General features: G+C 50.0%; 18 protein-coding genes and 1 pseudogene. 4 read left to right on the top strand and 15 right to left on the bottom strand.

Annotated features, from left to right (window positions below):
• Positions 1-78 (top strand): annotated as a pseudogene (locus AC0Z7K_RS24110) (integrase); the annotation flags it as partial.
• A 483-nt stretch (positions 79-561) separates the two neighbouring features.
• Here the strand turns inward: AC0Z7K_RS24110 and AC0Z7K_RS24105 are convergent.
• From AC0Z7K_RS24105 to AC0Z7K_RS24065, 9 genes are all read right to left on the bottom strand, one after another.
• Positions 562-1,455, bottom strand: a complete 894-nt coding sequence (locus AC0Z7K_RS24105; RefSeq protein WP_485616242.1) for a DUF3800 domain-containing protein — start codon at positions 1,453-1,455, stop codon at positions 562-564.
• Between the two features lie 229 nt (positions 1,456-1,684).
• A complete protein-coding gene (locus AC0Z7K_RS24100; RefSeq protein ID WP_485616241.1) occupies positions 1,685-1,873 on the bottom strand; it encodes a hypothetical protein in 189 nt (62 codons plus the stop codon).
• Positions 1,874-2,016: 143 nt separating this feature from the next.
• Positions 2,017-2,331 carry a hypothetical protein gene (locus AC0Z7K_RS24095; protein WP_485616240.1) on the bottom strand — a complete coding sequence of 105 codons (315 nt, stop codon included), beginning with the start codon at positions 2,329-2,331 and terminating at the stop codon, positions 2,017-2,019.
• A gap of 612 nt (positions 2,332-2,943) precedes the next feature.
• Positions 2,944-4,083, bottom strand: a complete 1,140-nt coding sequence (locus tag AC0Z7K_RS24090) for a hypothetical protein (RefSeq protein WP_485616239.1) — start codon at positions 4,081-4,083, stop codon at positions 2,944-2,946.
• Positions 4,084-4,474: 391 nt separating this feature from the next.
• On the bottom strand, positions 4,475-7,249 hold the full coding sequence (locus AC0Z7K_RS24085) for a DUF927 domain-containing protein (RefSeq protein ID WP_485616238.1): 2,775 nt from the start codon (positions 7,247-7,249) through the stop codon (positions 4,475-4,477).
• Positions 7,250-7,258: 9 nt separating this feature from the next.
• Entirely contained in the window at positions 7,259-7,870 is a 612-nt protein-coding gene (locus AC0Z7K_RS24080) for a hypothetical protein (protein ID WP_485616237.1), read from the bottom strand.
• A complete protein-coding gene (locus AC0Z7K_RS24075) occupies positions 7,867-8,043 on the bottom strand; it encodes a hypothetical protein (RefSeq protein WP_485616236.1) in 177 nt (58 codons plus the stop codon). The genes AC0Z7K_RS24080 and AC0Z7K_RS24075 overlap by 4 nt, the downstream gene beginning before the upstream one ends.
• On the bottom strand, positions 8,040-8,384 hold the full coding sequence (locus tag AC0Z7K_RS24070) for a hypothetical protein (RefSeq protein WP_485616235.1): 345 nt from the start codon (positions 8,382-8,384) through the stop codon (positions 8,040-8,042). Before AC0Z7K_RS24070 ends, AC0Z7K_RS24075 begins: the two co-directional genes overlap by 4 nt.
• A gap of 183 nt (positions 8,385-8,567) precedes the next feature.
• Positions 8,568-8,759, bottom strand: coding sequence for a host cell division inhibitor Icd-like protein (locus AC0Z7K_RS24065; protein ID WP_485616233.1), 192 nt, complete (start codon positions 8,757-8,759; stop codon positions 8,568-8,570).
• Positions 8,760-8,961: 202 nt separating this feature from the next.
• On the opposite strand from AC0Z7K_RS24065, the gene AC0Z7K_RS24060 reads away from it, so the two are divergent.
• A complete protein-coding gene (locus AC0Z7K_RS24060; protein ID WP_485616232.1) occupies positions 8,962-9,138 on the top strand; it encodes a YlcI/YnfO family protein in 177 nt (58 codons plus the stop codon).
• Positions 9,139-9,510: 372 nt separating this feature from the next.
• On the opposite strand, the gene AC0Z7K_RS24055 is transcribed toward AC0Z7K_RS24060, so the two are convergent.
• From AC0Z7K_RS24055 to AC0Z7K_RS24030, 6 genes are all read right to left on the bottom strand, one after another.
• Positions 9,511-10,353, bottom strand: coding sequence for an antA/AntB antirepressor family protein (locus AC0Z7K_RS24055; protein WP_485616231.1), 843 nt, complete (start codon positions 10,351-10,353; stop codon positions 9,511-9,513).
• A gap of 14 nt (positions 10,354-10,367) precedes the next feature.
• The gene (locus AC0Z7K_RS24050; RefSeq protein WP_485616230.1) at positions 10,368-10,787 is read right to left on the bottom strand and encodes a hypothetical protein; all 420 of its coding nucleotides are present in this window, start codon (positions 10,785-10,787) and stop codon (positions 10,368-10,370) included.
• A complete protein-coding gene (locus AC0Z7K_RS24045; RefSeq protein ID WP_485616229.1) occupies positions 10,788-11,024 on the bottom strand; it encodes a helix-turn-helix transcriptional regulator in 237 nt (78 codons plus the stop codon). It lies immediately after the preceding gene.
• Between the two features lie 110 nt (positions 11,025-11,134).
• Complete coding sequence (locus AC0Z7K_RS24040; protein ID WP_485616228.1) at positions 11,135-11,881, bottom strand: DUF6387 family protein; 747 nt, start codon at positions 11,879-11,881, stop codon at positions 11,135-11,137.
• A gap of 175 nt (positions 11,882-12,056) precedes the next feature.
• The gene (locus tag AC0Z7K_RS24035) at positions 12,057-13,316 is read right to left on the bottom strand and encodes a tyrosine-type recombinase/integrase (RefSeq protein ID WP_485616227.1); all 1,260 of its coding nucleotides are present in this window, start codon (positions 13,314-13,316) and stop codon (positions 12,057-12,059) included.
• Positions 13,317-13,504: 188 nt separating this feature from the next.
• Positions 13,505-14,368, bottom strand: a complete 864-nt coding sequence (locus AC0Z7K_RS24030) for a YicC/YloC family endoribonuclease (protein ID WP_112165171.1) — start codon at positions 14,366-14,368, stop codon at positions 13,505-13,507.
• Positions 14,369-14,619: 251 nt separating this feature from the next.
• Here AC0Z7K_RS24030 and rph point away from each other — a divergent pair, with 251 nt between their 5' ends.
• Entirely contained in the window at positions 14,620-15,336 is a 717-nt protein-coding gene (gene rph, locus AC0Z7K_RS24025; protein WP_413531176.1) for a ribonuclease PH, read from the top strand.
• Positions 15,337-15,422: 86 nt separating this feature from the next.
• On the top strand, positions 15,423-16,064 hold the full coding sequence (gene pyrE / locus AC0Z7K_RS24020) for an orotate phosphoribosyltransferase (RefSeq protein WP_485616226.1): 642 nt from the start codon (positions 15,423-15,425) through the stop codon (positions 16,062-16,064).
• The last annotated feature ends 122 nt before the right edge of the window (positions 16,065-16,186 follow it).

The raw sequence follows: 16,186 nt of genomic DNA, 5'->3' as shown, positions 1-16,186 counted from the left end.
TCCCTGAATAACCTGACGCCGGAAGAATACCGGCTGATGGCTGAAAAACCGGAACTCTCAAAAAGTGTGTGGAACTAAAACAGGTATGCTTACAGCTCGAGGTGCAGGGAATATTGCGCATTTTTTCGCACAGTCGCGTTTTGCGCAGTTTCTTAGCTTTTTTGTGTCGCCTACGCTATGGCTCGGTTAGTGATGCGCACCTAGAATGTGCGTTTTTGCTGCGTACCGAGTAAGTTACCGGCGCGGCGCTGTTGGTAAGCAAGCAATACCCTACATCTATACGTTGAGGCTGCCATGATTCATGATAGTGATTGTTACAGTACATGCAGGTTTCGACAACAGGTGTGTTATTGCTGAACGGCTAAATAAGGCTGGGTATCAGACCAAAGCGGATAAAGCGTGGGATAAGGATATCTATAGCGCCTGGAGGCGTAAGAAAAGCTAATACTAATAAATTAACGGTTTTGTTCGGCATGACATGACACATAAAGCACCAGACGCATCGTGCGAGCTAATGCTTTAATGTAAAACCCAACAAGCTATTGAAATAAAATTATATATTTAAAAATTATCTCTAACAAAACGGCCTTGCTTGTCAAGGTTGTCATTTTGCCAGCCTTTATTTATCACATGCCTATCTGGAATAAACTTCCAAATCCTTAGGCAATGATCAAAATAATTCTTTGTGTCACCAGATACTCCAGTAGACTCAAACCAGTTGAATGCTTTAGAACCTCTAGAGACTCTATCAATCTCTCTAATGGCATTATAAATATATGATGACATTTCATATTTTATTTTTTGCTTATTTGACATGCCACGCCTATTGTTTGGGCGACGCAAATGGAACTTATTACCATAATAACCAGCTGCCCCCATAAATAGATCGCATACTTGCAATCGAATCGAGTTCTTGCTGTTTTCATATGTTACGTTAACGGTAATATCTTTTCTCCCCCAAGTGTCTGGGAGACGCTCCAAAAATTCAGTTAGGGTGGTTTTGTGACGCTCACTTGAGTGCCCGTCCAACCGGACTAATATAGTCGTACCAGCAGGATCAATAGGGAGGTGCTTACAACCAAACGAGTGCTTTAAATATTGATAATAAATAAGAAACTGTACATCTAACTCGGTCTGAGGTGGTTGCGCTGGGTCATGTACGGGATGGTATGCTCTATCCCTAAACATTTGGCGATACTTAATATCGTGGTTCAATATATGATATTTAAAGCAATCAATTAACTCACGATAGTAAGTCACGTTTTCAGGTGATACATTCGACCATTTCACCTCTTGAGTTATTCCATTTCTCATTTTTATTTTAGTTAGCTCAGTTTGTAGTCTATCTACATCTGATTCTGAACCTAAAATTCCGCCAAAAAAACAGTGATAGCGGTTGGGTGGAGGTGTGCCATGAGTCCATGCCTCATCAGCAAAAATTTGATACTTTGCCATAGCTTTATCCCATAAAAAAACCCTGCCTCCTTAAGAGCGCCGCATGTCGTACAACATGAAGCTCGGGAGTCAGGGTTCAGTTGGTACACTAACTCCCAATTAACACAAGATCAAGTCATTTTTTGGGCGAAGTATACATTGCGGCTGACTTCTTCATAAAAAATAGTACCTTCAAATTTTTTATGAATCCATCTTAAATGTTAAGAAGTGTGGAATTAAGTATTTCGCCTCAGCGTCTCATATGTGGTTTCTTCCACTGGTAGGCCGGTGCGGTCATTCGTTGACGCTGGCGCTCTTTCACCGCCAGAACATTTCTAATCTCATTTCTCACATCGTATAGCGTCTGACTGTCCAGCGCTTCACCGCTCTGCCTGGCAATCTCTAACAGGGTAAGTTCTAACGTCTGCTGGTCTAGCATGGCGTGGCCTCAGCGGTGAATGTGACCGTATTTTAACCGCATTCTTATCCAAATAGTACGCACTGAAAAAAATGCCATTTCACTGCGTACCTTCATGCGTACTGCGTCCAAAGTAGTTGTTGATGCGATTATGCTACACCGCCTCATTGCTCTACGCTGTATGGTATAGGCAGTGATACTGCTAAACTTGTTATGGTCATTTGCTTATCTTTCGCCGGTTTATTGTTCTCGGCAGTGATATCTAAAACGATGAGTATCCGCTTCGAGCAAATAAACCTGGTGGCAATCACATCGGTGTCGAACTGCTGAGTATGGTCGTGTTTTACTGGTTGTCGGCTGACCTGCTTAAAGCTACCCAGGATTTTAAAGCGGTGGTAACGAGTTAAGTCGAAACCCAAAACGAGGAAGTAACCAAGCGATAAAATAGCCGAGCCAGCGGACTGCGTGGGAAATTTCAAGACATGTTATCAGCGTGCCTGTACATCAACGTCAAAGGACATCATTAACAATGAAAAGACATCACGTAATTTTTATTGCCGTACTATCAAGCGCGTTTGCAGGGTTGTCAGTTAGTGCTCATGCTGAGACGTGCCGCACTGATTCATTCGGGACAACTCGCTGTGACAACGGTAACTCGTACCGCACAGACTCGTTCGGAACCACCCGAGATAACAACGGAAACTCATATCGCACAGATTCATTCGGGACAACGCGGGATAATAATGGTAATTCGTGGCGTACGGACTCGTTCGGAACGACTCGTGGATCAGACGGTTCAGTCAGCCGAACGGACTCTTTCGGAACGACACGCATCACCGGGCAAAATGGCAGCACTACGACATGCAGAAAGGATAGTTTCGGCACAACGCGCTGTAATTAACAGATGACTTATCCAGTAGACTTTCTTGGTGCCTGGTGGTATTTGGATATTGCCACTACTTAGTGGCCCTCCTGCTGAATATCAGCCATGGCGATTCTGATCATGCTGCTGCCATCTTCCCCTTAAGATGCTTAAAGATAGAGATAAAAAAACCCGCAAAGCGGGTTTCGGATATGGTCCAACAGATTAGCTAAAGGGAGCTTTTTTTCGCCCCTTCAATCTCTGCTTTGCAAACATCGTTATTGCTGAAATTATACTGAAGGAAAATATACCCCTTCTCGGAGCCATCTGCTCTAGCTTCGATAGATACGGAGAGCAGGTTATTTTTCAGTGGCTTTTCTTTAGTTCCTTTCCATTCTGCCGACAGGAATCGTTCCTTTTTATCCAAGGACATCATCCAGTATTTAGGTTCTTTCCAGATTGAACCAGATATCAAGAAATCATTTTTATCAGCTTTACCATAGATAGAGGATAGTGAGTCGCTGAGTTCCTCATATTTGGATTTCAAGGCAATGCCAAAACTATCACTATCAATGCTTTTACCTACAGCCCTGATTTGACATAGGCCAGCATCTGGGGAGATTAAAAGCCCATAGGCCTCGAAGTCAGCATTCTTTTTCGGCAACGATTCAGATGTGTAAAGGTCAGCACTATTCGCCACAGCTTTGAGATCTTCGCCGGTCATATCTTCAATATTCTTTTTAGATAAACCAACGTCCAAACCAAACGGTCCTTCGCCCGGTGGTAACAATGGCGCGTTTGTGACTGCTGGCGCTGGTTGTGGAGTTTGTTTGGCAGTAACAACCGTACTGGCCTGCTCACTGGGAACCTTAACCTCGGCCAATCCATATATCGCCGAAAGATATCGCTGTTGTAGCATCGCCATTGTCTGTTCCTGAGTCGCAACAGTAGACAGTTTCAGCGCCTGGATCAGACCACCACTGTATTGGCTTGCTTCATTTTTTGCATCGCTGATTTGGACAGCGAGCTTATCAATTTCAGTTTTTAATACCGCCGCCGCCTCTGGGTCTGGTTTAACACCGCTAATGGCTAAATCAATCTTAGCGCCCGACTCGATAGCGTTGATGCGCTGCTCTAATAGCGCCTTATTCGTTCCCAGCACTTCCAGCCTGGCAGTGGTGAGGTTTTTGATTAGCCCCCCCGTGAATTGACTTTGCTGCTCTGTCGCTTGAGCTATTTCTTTTTCCGTCTGCGAAAGCTCGCTCTTAAGACTGCTCACTTCCTGCTTTTGCTCAGGGGTTAATTCCTTTGGGCCACACCCGGTCAAAAGAGTGGCAGCAATAACGCACGCTAAAATTGTTTTTTTCATGTCCCTATTCCCATTAGTAATGTTCGGATTAATCCTAGCATGCAGCTAATTACTCGTCAGTTGCCTAAGATCAAACCGATTCAATGCTTCTATATAAGTAAAAAGGTGTTGGTTCAGTTGGTTCAGTTGGTTCACGGGGCTACAGGCCGCGCCAGCGCTGGGTTTTACTGAACCAACATTGACGTTTTTTTGTTGGTTCAGTAGGGGTAAATGTTGGTTCACTGCCAACCAGAGAAAAAGCTCTAATTTTTCGTGTTGGTTCAAAACGGGTATTTGTTGGTTCAGTGTTGGTTCACTTTTCGATATAAAATCCTTAAAAATCAATAGACATAAATCACTGAACCAACTGAACCAACTGAACCAACACCTAAACTACGTATGTGAGATAAAATTATTCTTCTGGCTGGTCGCTTTCGTCTGGAATGAAGTTGAGGACGTAAACGCGAATTTGTCGGCCATCAATGCGAGGCGACTTTCGCTGATATCCTCTATCACTGGTCGGCGGTGTCAGCATCCCGGCATTTTTAAGCACCTCAGCAAACTGCTTGGCATTAAACCCTTTCGCAATCTCCTGCTCAAAGGTTGCCGGAAAGGTGTAGAAAACCATTGGGTCATTGTCATGGTTTCCCTTCTGCCGGTAGCCAGCTAAATCACGGATAGGTAAATCTGCCGAACTATAAGGAAATGGTGCGAAACGGCTTAGGCCAAAGGCATTCAAAAAAGCCTCGGTTTGCTCAATGATTTGGCTATGCTCTTTGTTGCCAGTGCCAAACTCACGTACCCAGGCGTTATAGCTGTGCTGTACGGCATCACGGCACGTTTGCGCATCCCATCCGGTTACAATGCTGCCGAGAATCAATGCGGCCTCCAGAACGGCAAAGCGTGCGCCTACGCGGTGAACCTGTTCACCATAGTCAGGTGGGATCAATGAGCGCCAGCGGCTTTCTGCCTCTCTCACGGCTTCAACAGCTCGTTGCTGGTGTTCTGCCAGCCACTTAACCCATTCCCTCCCCGCTGCGCCGTGGTTCTGCTGGTAGGCGTCTTTAAGTGCGTCAGCGTGCTGTTTGCCGTTTTGGTGCTCGTGGAACCTTACCGACTTACTCAAGGGGATGTTAAGCAGGCGCACAAGCTGCCCCGCTTTGGCCTTCTGCCCGGTGTTGGCGATAAAGGTTTCTAAGTCCATTTCACCGGTGCTGATCGCCACCGTGCGCCAGCGTTTTAAGTCTCGGTTGCCGCCTTCCTTCGCGCCCTGTAATTTGCCCACTCCGTTAAACAGCGCATAAGCAGACTGTGCAACGCTGCGCGGGTCTGCGCCTTGCCCGACTTCATCCAGCGGCATCAGTGCGTCATTGTGAGCAGCGGCCTCGTTTGCCAGTCCCAGCGCAGTGCCGTACCACGTCAGGCGTAATAAATCAGGGTTGCCGTATAAGCTGCTTGCTACGTTCGCCGTGGTGGTCTTTCCCGCGCTCGATTGCTCGTAAAAGTGAATACCAAAGCCATCAGCGCCAGCCAGGCCGATAAGCGGCGCGGCCAATGCGGCTCCGATCCCGGTCATCATCGAATAATTGCCGCCCGCTAAACGCGCAACGCTGTCACGCCAGCTCTCCGCTGTGCCTTTGTTGGTATAACCCGACGCCGCTGAACTCCTGCCGTTAAACAGCACCGGCATGTCAGGTGCTCCGATGATTTCCCCGTCCGGCATGATGTATGCCCCACATTGCCAGCCCGTGGCCTGCGCCACACGCCATATTTCACGAGAACCGCTGCGCTGTAACCAGTCGGCAAGCGTTGCCCGCATCGCGGGTTTGGTGGTGACATTCACCCCGCCCGCTTTCAGTACACGCCAACCTTCACGCTCTCCGATATCAGCCAGGGGGATGGCCTGCGTCGTTTTGACATTTCCCCCAGCAGCCTGCCAGCGGAGGATTAAATACTGGTCATTGTCACCACGTCCGATCCCGACAACCTCCAGCGGCGAGCAGAGCCATGATTCGTTGTTGGTAATTTCCCCGCTATCTTTGTCCACCTTTGGCGTCACCCAGAAAATGCCATCTTCCCGGCTCTCAATGCGGGGTTTCAGCGGGTCTCTATCCCTTGCCGTAATCTTGCCGTCCTCTGTGGCCTCCTGCACTGCGTTCACCTCGTCGCCCTGCGGTTGATAGAGCGAACCATTAAAAGCGGCTGTAGCGGCTTTCATCCCGCTTTGCTGGTGGTAGTCGTTCCAGTCGGCTTTATGGTCTGTCGGTGGCATTGATACCCAACCAGCCACGGATAAGGCGGCGTTCTCTGCGGCAATCTTCCCGGTGTTGGTGGCTCCGGTTTCGGTGCCTCCTCCGTGGTGGTCATTATCGGCGGCAATGATGATTTTCGCCTGGGGGTGCTGCTGGCGCATGACTTGAGCAACGGGTAACAGATTACCCGCGTCAATGGCTGCGACAATCATCGCATCAGGACGCATCAGGTGAGCCGTTAGCGCGGTTGCCAACCCTTCGGCAAGGATAATGCTCTGTGGCTTCTCCTGTATGTTTACGACGTGATACGCGCCACGCTTTGCCGAACCGGCCACCAGCATCTTGACGCCTGCGGGGGTGATCGTCTGCGCGGCGGTTACGGTGCCGGATATGCCAGACAGCGCCAGCAATAGTGAGCCGTCGGACATTACCGGGAATGTGAAGCCATTTAGCCCCTTAGCTTTCAGGTATTCGCTTTCGCCCGGTTGTGCCTGCTTTGAGAGTGACTGATAGGTACTCACAAAGCTCTTGCGGCGGTGATCTGCTTCCATAGCGGCTTGCTGCTGGCGCTCTTGCTCACGCTGCTGACGTCCAGTTTCCATTTGCTCACGCCTCTGGCTGGCTGCTTTGTGGTCGGTTTCTGCTGTCCGGTAATCAATACCTATTGCGTCAGCAACAATCCGCGCCGCTTCTGTGGTGTCGCAGCGGTTCACCTTCGCCACTAAGTCCAGCCCGTCACCTGCGCCGCACTGATTGCAGAAATGGGAACCGCGCCCGCCATCGTCGAATCGGAAACGGTCAGAACCACCACACGCCGGGCAGGATGAATGCTGGCGTGGTGATTGCGGTACGGTGATGCCAGCCAGTGACAACACGTCAGGCCAGCGCCCTGCGGCGGCAGAGGTAACTTCGCGGATAAGTTCAATGTTTCGCATATGTTCCCCTTAATGCGCCACGGGTGCGGCTGGCATCCCTTCGGTGTTGAGCATCTCAATAAAGCCATCATGTAGTAGCGCCATAGAGTTACGCCCCCATGCCGAAAGTCTGAGATTGCCGCCGTCAGCATCGGTTTCAGTCATTGACTGATAAATCATGACCGCCTTCCGGTGGGCATCAGCGCCGAACTTTTCAAAGGCCAGCCCTTCAATGTTGTTTGCCAGTGCGAAACGTTCGGTTGCCGGGTAGATGGAGATCCCGCCGATATCGCCACGATAAACGGCGGTTTGTTCGGTGGTGCCGTCCTGTTTCAGCGTCTCAATGGTGCCGTGTAGGGCGAGCTGCTCGTTAATAAACAGGGTCGCCACAATCCAGCGCCAGCACGTCATAGCCTGTTCGTCAGACTGCCTGAACCAGCCGTTAGCGTTGCCCTGATAGATTTCGGCCAGTACACGTAAACCCTCAGATAGCTGGCTATCGAATTGGCCGCTATCCAGTTGGCGGATCATCGCGGAGTAGCCCACTAGCTTGTTATGCAGATAAATGCCGTCTTCGTTACGGGTCATGATGTTGATACCGTCAGGGGTGGCTTCGATGTGCCTGATAGCTTTCTGATTCATGCCGCCACCTCGCGCACCTGATTGATACGAACGTGTGTATAGCTGTCATGCTGCGCCTGGTTCATCGCCTTTGCCGTCGCTTCTCTGGTGCTGGCGCTCAGGAGGTTGAAGTTAATCCCAACGGTCAGGCCGCGCTTATTGACGGCGTAGCCACTAATGCGAAAGGTGCTCATGCCTTTACCTCCAGACAGAAGCTGGACGTTTCAATAAGGAGTAAAACTTCAGAAAGGAAATAGTGGAGACGCACCCTGTTTTCATTGGGTGGGATTTTTACCAAGCAATCTGTCATTGCTAGTATCACCCCGTTTCTTGCGCGTTTTAACTTATCGACGGCCATTTCTGTGGGGGTTGATGTCTCATTGCAATGGCTTTGCCCAATAGCCTCAAGCACATCAGCCATGATGTTCAGCTGGCGGTCAAAGTCAGTAGTTTCAGGCTCAATCGATACCTGTTCAGCACCATCATCCGGCAGCATTTCGACGTTCTGAGTTTTGATATTTGAATCAGTGCTCATGCTTTGCTCTCCCGCTGCGCAGACTCTTCTTCTAGCCATGCCGCTACATTTCCAGTAAGGCGGCGTAACAGAGTAGCAACGTCGGATACCTCGGCGCTGTTTAAGTCGCTAGGGAACTCTTCTAGCAAGAGACAAATAATTGCTGCCTGGCGTGCACGCTCAGCCGCTTGCCTAATAGTCATTTCATGCGACATTGCTCACCCCCTCAACAGGCAGACGGCCAACGAAGACCATCACGCAACCAACTGGTGACATATCGCGGGCTTCCCGTTCTGTAGCGGCGGTTATGTGGACAATGCTGTTTTCGGTGATACTGAGCGCCAGAAAACGCCATGTGAATTTAGGGTGTGTTTGGGTATGCTGTGATCCAGCCATAACTGTTACCTCGATTAACGGTTTGGTGAGACGCCTCGGTGCTGCTTCAACAGCCCGGGGCGTTGTTATTTGTGATTCCTGTGTCTTACCTGTGCATAAGGTGTTGAACACCAATGTAGAGAAAGCTACTAACACAGTCAAGTGTTGAACACTTTGTTTTTCCCGTGCATACTGCCTCATGCTTGTTGAGGAGTGAATAGGTATGGCAACCAAAGCAATAAACGCTAAATCCCAAACGGTGGCAGCTCGTGTGCCACACGATGTGATAGATGCGGTTGAAAAAGTTAAAGCTCCGGGAGAAAGTACCGGGCAATTTGTTACAGCAGCTTTGAAGCGGGAAATTGAACACCGGCAAGGTTGCAAAAAGCCAGAAGAGTGATCCACGCTGGCGCATGACCAAGGGGCGGCATTCACATGGCTGCCCTTTTTTATGGAGTCCGAAAACTCCCCGCGCGTACTGGTCGCGAAACTCCCGCCTAACGTGTCCTTAAATTCGTCAGCGCCTCGTGTAGTGACCCCAGAAAAGTCTTTCCGGCCTCGCATAGTGACCGCAATAAAACCTTCCATATAACCGGCGACACATTTCCCAATGTCAGGTTTTGTGAGGTTCGCGGCATCATCATTTGTCATCATGCTGTCGCTATCGATGTCAGGTTTTGACAGGTTCAACATGCTAAGTTTGGCTAAGTTCTGAACCTTAACTTTTGATAACAGTCCAGCCAGGGGAAAGGCTTCTTTCTGGGCGGCCGCATTAGTCATGATCAGCCCCCAGGTGCCTAGCTAACCAGCGCTGAGAAAGGCGCATCAATTCTGCTTTCCGCTGGTCGTAGGCCATGCACATATCGATCAGGGTCGTGTTAGTGCTTTCCAGATAAGTGAGGTGCTCCAGTTGAACGGCGTTCATTGCGTCGCGTGGTTCCCCGGCAATGCCATTCACCCGTGCCCACTGTTTAGCCGTGAGGCCACCCAACACGATGCGGGCAATCATGTTGCTCTCATTGGTGTAATGGCGTGGCAAGGTCTGCTTACCTTCTTCTGCACGGGCTACATCCAGTGCGGCACACATCGGTTTAAACATATTGGCGGCACCGATACGGGCTTTGAGCTGGCGGCGGTATTTGGCGGCTATCGCTGGCGCACTAAGCTGTAAAGCTTCTTCACATTGGATGAAGTAACGGCGAACGGCGCGACCTTGTTCGTTGCGCTCTACCATTGCCAGCTCTTTAGCCATGTTCAGAGAAAGCAGATAATCTTTGCTGCGACGGTCTCCGCCACGCTTTGTTACCCAGCCAGCATTACCTTGTTCAATATTTGCACTTTGGTTCGCCAAAACGGGCGAATCAAACAGAACGTAATCTGCTGCGCTGGTAAATCCGTACTCATCAATACGGACTTTAATCCAGTTGGTAAAATCGCGTCCAACCCCCAACGCTTTATGCAGAGCCTTCGCGCTCACAATGCTGGTTTCACGCCCGCCAATCTGACCAGAAATAACAGGCACAATAGCGGCAAAGTCATTACCGGTAATATCGCTCTGGCTGTTTTCAGAGTGAGGGAATCCCTGCCCGGTGAAGGGCATATTTTCAGCTTTCATTTGTCAGGCTCCGATTAAGCGGCGGTGAAGGCGTCCGGGTATAGAGTCAGGATGTCGTTGATATCATGCTGTGACAGGCCGCGATAGCTACCATTGGCAGCGTTGCGGTTAACCATTTGGATCACGCGCAGCACATCACCACGACAAACGAAACGGTAGCGAAGGTGTGAGCCGATGCCGTCCGGGTTCTTCTCGTCGATACGCTCCAGGCAGATATTCAGACGGCGCTCTAATTCAGTGGCGTAATTACGTCCTGACGATAAGCGGCAATAGCGGAGGATGTCGTTCTCAGTCCAGCCCTCAACGCCGGTACGCATCATGTAGCAGCGGGCGCGGTGCTTCTTTGGTGCTGGCTTGATAGATGAGATGGCGGTATTATCGTTGGCGCTAACCTGTTCGATAATGCCCCCCTCTGTGCGGGTTTTCTTTTGCATTTATGCAACCTCCCCGCGACGCTCTGCCAGCCAGTGATTAATCTCAACCGCATCAAACACGGTGATCTTCTCTCCCAGCTTTACGGGTTGCGGCATTGCTTTGGTTTTAACCCACCGGTCAATCGTAGCGACGTGGACGCCTAAAGCATCAGCCAGACGATAACGGCGAATAAAGCCTGATTGAGGCAGTGTATGAGCTGCCTTATGTTGGTTGGTGTGGGTGTTGCGAGTGGTCATATGCCCCCTAACGTGTGGTTGCCGCTCTGTGCGGCGTTAGGGGTATACTGAATTTATAACCAGTGATTATCTACACAGTTTCAGAATATTATATTCCGTAGGAAATGAGATTATTGAAAGTCTTCCAATGCCAAAAAATCAGAAAATTTCATATCCTCTATGTGGGGATTATCTGAGAAATAAAGTTTTAACTTAATCCTGCTAAGTAAATCTCTCGCCGACTCTGCGAAAGGCTTCACTGTATCCCTGATATGCGCACCGCCTTTTACCTCTCCGTTGGGCAGGGGGGTTGGGAAAAGTAATCTCGCGTAAAGCTCATTAGATACCATTACCCCATTAGCTTCCGCCCAGCGTGAAATATCAAGGTAAGGAATGACTTTGTAGTGTTGTATTTTGGCTATTGTGGACAGGCCGAATCTCCCCCGTTCTTCTGATGCTCTCTCAGGTATCCCGGTCTGTTCCCTCCATTTTCTTAATAGTATTTTGAAGCCTGCGATCATCTCCGCATCACTCATCAGTTCTAGGCCAACATCAACAAACACCCCTGTGACGCCATTAGAACTAGGATCGTCAACGTCGTACATCATGGGTTGGGTGTGTATGTCATGATTGTCAATGTCCGCCCTTGCTTCCAGCACACCGGCTTCATTAATGCTCATGCGCCCATCCAATAAGCATGAGTTAACAAACGCACATACATTGGCAAAACTCAGCGGAAGGATCCCTCGGTCATCACCTGAAATCTGTCCCTTATCAACGCACTCATCCCATCTGGATATGTCGACGATCAGTGGAAACGGGAACACGGCAAATTGTTGATCTTTATTGTAGAAAGAGAAATCCCGGTTATAACTCATCGCGAGTACTTCGCAGATTACATGCCTAACGCTCAAGTTTAAAATGTAGTCATATCTATCTAGTAAGAACCATTCGGCAATGTCGCTATATTTTGCTCGCCTCATAATGTCACCTTTAACGCTGTGCCTTAGGGGTGGTTGAGCCAGGCGGTAAGGCTATGCTCAACCTATTCGGTTACTTTGCCTTTCTTATCGGTGTCACGTTGTATTCTTCGCCACTCTCTAAGTCCACCAGCAAGCCAGCCCATTGCGCCAGCGCTGTTTTGCGCTCCTCAAAGTATTGGTGGCGGTTATATATGCCCTCAACACCCTTTATCCGATGATTTAGACAGCGTTCAGCAACCACCGGGTCAACACCCAGGGCGGCTAGATGTGTGCGAGCTGTGCGCCTGAAATCGTGAATTGTGACATTTGGCACGTCTGGCATTTCAGCCCGGACTTTAGCCAGCGCCACGGGGAGGGTGCTTTCCTGAATATGGGGGATCATTCTGTTTTGCATCTTTCTGGCTGGCAGTACCCATGCGCTATTGCATGAGAAGGTGTGCAGCTCTCTCAGCCATTCAACCGCTGGTGGTGGTAATGGTATGTCGATAGGGTCGCCGTTCTTGCTGCGTTCTTCTGGCAGGTGCCATATAGCGGCGTCAAGGTCGAACTCTTCCCACCGCGCAGCGCACAGCTCCATTTTTCGCACACATAGCGCCAGCAATAATTTAAACGTGATTTCATTCTGTCGGCTGAATCCCTTAGCCATACGCATAGCCTGGAAGAACCGGATTAGCTCATCGCGTGTTAACCAGCGGTCGCGGCTGACTTCTTTGCCGCCAGCGTCGGACACCTCAAAGGCTGAACATGGGTTAATTTCTAGCGCATGGCGCTTGATGCCGTAATCGAATATACGGCGTGTCCAGCGAAGAACGTCAGTCGCTATAGTCGGCGCTCCACGGTCTACGATGGCTTTTAGCATGTCGTCAATGTGGCGCGGCTTCACGTCTTCTACTTTCATATTCCCGATGTGAGGGTTAATGTCCTTGTCGATACGGCGGCGCAATATGTCGGGGTGCTTCCAGCGCGGCAGTATCTGGCGCTCAAAGTATTCAGCGGCAAGCTCTGAAACGCGCATTGCGTTCTTCTCTGACTCCATCTTCGCTAGTGCCTCGGATTTCCGTTCTTGCTTCTCACCAGCTACGTCATAACCCAGCGAAACACGCGCCGCCAATTCTTTGGCTATCTCTCTGGCCTTTGATAATGACAACTCAGCATATGAGCCAATCATCATAGTCCGCGACTTGCCTACAAACTTATAACGGAACCGCCAGACGGGGGTTTTGTAGTTCTCTCGGTACGATAAATACAGGCCATTGCCATCTGAGCGGCCTTCAAATCGTTCTCCGGCCTTTATCCATGCCCGGATCTGCATGTCTGTGAGTTTTGGCATAGCGCCCGCCTGATGGTTGAAATATTTGGTGTACACCTGACTGTGTACATTTAGCTCTTTAGGTACACCTAGGTGTACACGCTAGTCATGCGCTTTAATGCGTCTTTGTGATAGCTCCTGATAATAAAAAAGCCCGACAAGGTGCGGGCTTATTGGTTTTGTGCGTCTTTGTGATAGCTCTTAAATATTTACTCGATGTTCTGAATCTGCTCGCGCATTTGTTCGATCAGCACTTTCAGTTCGATTGCTGATGTGGTGACATCGGCATTGATTGATTTAGATGCCAGCGTGTTCGACTCGCGGTTGAATTCCTGCATCATGAAATCAAGACGGCGGCCGACAGCTTCCTCTTTCTTCATGATTTTGTGCGTTTCTTTGACGTGCGCTTCCAGACGGTCCAGCTCTTCAGCGACATCAACACGTTGTGCCATCAGCACTAATTCTTGTTCCAGACGGGTGTTTTCCAGTTGAACCTGTGCGTCTTCCAGTTTGCTGACCAGACGCTCACGCTGCCATTGCAGAATATTCGGCATATGGGCGCGAACTTTCAGCACTTCGGCACTGACGCCGTCGAGACGTTGCTCGATCATGACTTTTAGTGCGGCACCTTCGCTTTCACGGGCGCTGATAAAATCATCCAGTGCGGTTTCCAGTGCCAGCAGCAGCTCTGTGCTGATCGCATCCAGATCCTGTTCTTCTGCCAGCATAACGCCCGGCCAACGGAGAACTTCCAGCGGATTGATTTCGCCTTCGTCGCTCTGCATTTTCACCCACTGCGCCGCTTCAACCAGTTGCTTAGCCAGTTTTTCATTGAGCTGCAATGAGCTTTGCGCGCCAGGATCGAGATCAAAACGCAGATTACATTCGACTTTACCACGGGTCAGACGGGCACGAATGCGCTCGCGCACGACCGGCTCCAGGCTGCGGAATTGCTCCGGAAGACGGATATAAGTTTCAAGATAACGTTGGTTTACAGAGCGGAGTTCCCACGCTGCGCTGCCCCAGTCACCCTTAATTTCGCGTCGGGCATAAGCGGTCATACTACGAATCATGTATGCGTACCTGTTAATGTAAAGATGGAGCGATTATAGCTGCGGTGAGCGGGTCATGATAGGCATTACCTCATGAAGTCCGTATATCCCCGTCATCCTTCAAGCTTCCTCTGCATTGGCCGCCTTTACTCACTTTGGTCTCTTACTTGAGTAAGCCCCCGGCGTTCGTTCAGTTGCCGCCTTGATGCAACTCGAATGATTTTGGGTATAATGCGCAGCCAAACATGATTTCGCGACCCGGAGTATTATCCATGCGTCCAGCAGGCCGAACTGCACAACAAGTGCGCCCCGTAACACTGACCCGCCATTACACTAAACACGCTGAAGGTTCCGTGCTGGTGGAGTTTGGTGAGACCAAAGTGCTGTGTACCGCGACGGTGGAAGAAGGTGTTCCGCGTTTTCTTAAAGGCCAGGGTCAGGGCTGGATCACCGCAGAATACGGCATGTTGCCGCGTTCTACCCACACTCGTAACCCGCGTGAAGCCGCCAAAGGTAAGCAGGGTGGCCGTACTCTGGAAATTCAGCGTCTGATTGCCCGTTCGCTTCGTGCCGCGGTAGATCTGAAAAAACTGGGTGAATTCACCATCACTCTCGACTGCGATGTGTTGCAGGCTGACGGCGGCACGCGCACCGCGTCCATCTCCGGCGCCTGTGTTGCGCTGGCGGATGCGCTGAATGCACTGGTTGCTGCGGGTAAACTGAAAGCCAATCCGATGAAGGGGATGGTGGCTGCGGTATCTGTGGGCATCGTAAAAGGTGAAGCGCTGTGCGATCTTGAGTATGTCGAAGACTCCGCCGCTGAAACCGACATGAACGTGGTGATGATGGAAGACGGCCGCATGATTGAAGTGCAGGGCACCGCCGAAGGTGAACCGTTCAGTCATGAAGAGTTACTCAATTTACTGGCCCTCGCACGAGAGGGAATCGACACTATCTTCCAGGCGCAGAAAGCGGCCCTGGCGGAATAATTTTTATAAGGCGACTGAGAAGTCGCCTTTTTTATGGCCTGCGGGCTGAGAATATCAGAAACACGACCTTATCAAGGAGACCATCAATGAAAGCCTATCAGCGCCAATTTATTGAGTTCGCACTGAACAAGCAGGTTTTGAAATTCGGCGAGTTCACCCTGAAGTCCGGGCGCATCAGTCCTTACTTCTTCAATGCCGGTCTGTTTAATACCGGCCGCGATCTGGCGTTACTGGGACGTTTTTATGCCGAAGCATTGATGGATTCTAAAATAGATTTCGATTTAGTGTTTGGCCCGGCCTACAAAGGTATCCCTATCGCGACGACCACCGTGGTTGCGCTTGCTGAGCATCACGAACGCGATGTCCCGTATTGCTTCAACCGTAAAGAAGCCAAGGATCACGGCGAAGGTGGCTTGCTGGTCGGCAGTCCGTTGCAGGGACGTGTCATGCTGGTCGATGATGTGATCACCGCCGGGACGGCCATCCGTGAGTCTATGGAAATCATCAATGCGAATAATGCTACGCTGGCCGGTGTACTGATTTCTCTCGATCGTCAGGAGCGCGGGCGTGCAGATGTTTCCGCTATTCAGGAAGTTGAGCGTGATTATCACTGCAAAGTGATTTCAATTATCACGCTGGCAGATTTGATCGACTATCTGGAAGAGAAAACAGAAATGGCCGACCATCTGGCCGTTGTGCGCGCGTATCAGCAAACCTACGGCATATAAGATTTTGCATAAATGAAAAGGGCCTTCCGGCTAATGCCGGTCACTTAAGGTGACCGGCATTGTTTTTTAAGGGATATTTCGACCTTTTTTCTCTCACTTCCCTTGTATATTCCCGCTCGCGC

The organism is Rahnella sp. 1L-D-7-B-C2 (assembly GCF_057290995.1).
This window is presented reverse-complemented; position numbering and strand designations above follow the sequence as displayed.

Coding starts and splice junctions, on each gene's coding strand:
- AC0Z7K_RS24055 (WP_485616231.1), bottom strand. CDS start 10,353: ATGAAAGCTGAAAATATGCCCTTCACCGGGCAGGGATTCCCTCACTCT.
- AC0Z7K_RS24045 (WP_485616229.1), bottom strand. CDS start 11,024: ATGACCACTCGCAACACCCACACCAACCAACATAAGGCAGCTCATACA.
- AC0Z7K_RS24040 (WP_485616228.1), bottom strand. CDS start 11,881: ATGAGTTATAACCGGGATTTCTCTTTCTACAATAAAGATCAACAATTT.
- AC0Z7K_RS24075 (WP_485616236.1), bottom strand. CDS start 8,043: ATGAGCACCTTTCGCATTAGTGGCTACGCCGTCAATAAGCGCGGCCTG.
- AC0Z7K_RS24085 (WP_485616238.1), bottom strand. CDS start 7,249: ATGCGAAACATTGAACTTATCCGCGAAGTTACCTCTGCCGCCGCAGGG.
- AC0Z7K_RS24035 (WP_485616227.1), bottom strand. CDS start 13,316: ATGCCAAAACTCACAGACATGCAGATCCGGGCATGGATAAAGGCCGGA.
- AC0Z7K_RS24100 (WP_485616241.1), bottom strand. CDS start 1,873: ATGCTAGACCAGCAGACGTTAGAACTTACCCTGTTAGAGATTGCCAGG.
- AC0Z7K_RS24065 (WP_485616233.1), bottom strand. CDS start 8,759: ATGGCTGGATCACAGCATACCCAAACACACCCTAAATTCACATGGCGT.
- AC0Z7K_RS24090 (WP_485616239.1), bottom strand. CDS start 4,083: ATGAAAAAAACAATTTTAGCGTGCGTTATTGCTGCCACTCTTTTGACC.
- AC0Z7K_RS24080 (WP_485616237.1), bottom strand. CDS start 7,870: ATGAATCAGAAAGCTATCAGGCACATCGAAGCCACCCCTGACGGTATC.
- AC0Z7K_RS24105 (WP_485616242.1), bottom strand. CDS start 1,455: ATGGCAAAGTATCAAATTTTTGCTGATGAGGCATGGACTCATGGCACA.
- pyrE (WP_485616226.1), top strand. CDS start 15,423: ATGAAAGCCTATCAGCGCCAATTTATTGAGTTCGCACTGAACAAGCAG.
- AC0Z7K_RS24050 (WP_485616230.1), bottom strand. CDS start 10,787: ATGCAAAAGAAAACCCGCACAGAGGGGGGCATTATCGAACAGGTTAGC.
- rph (WP_413531176.1), top strand. CDS start 14,620: ATGCGTCCAGCAGGCCGAACTGCACAACAAGTGCGCCCCGTAACACTG.
- AC0Z7K_RS24070 (WP_485616235.1), bottom strand. CDS start 8,384: ATGAGCACTGATTCAAATATCAAAACTCAGAACGTCGAAATGCTGCCG.
- AC0Z7K_RS24060 (WP_485616232.1), top strand. CDS start 8,962: ATGGCAACCAAAGCAATAAACGCTAAATCCCAAACGGTGGCAGCTCGT.
- AC0Z7K_RS24030 (WP_112165171.1), bottom strand. CDS start 14,368: ATGATTCGTAGTATGACCGCTTATGCCCGACGCGAAATTAAGGGTGAC.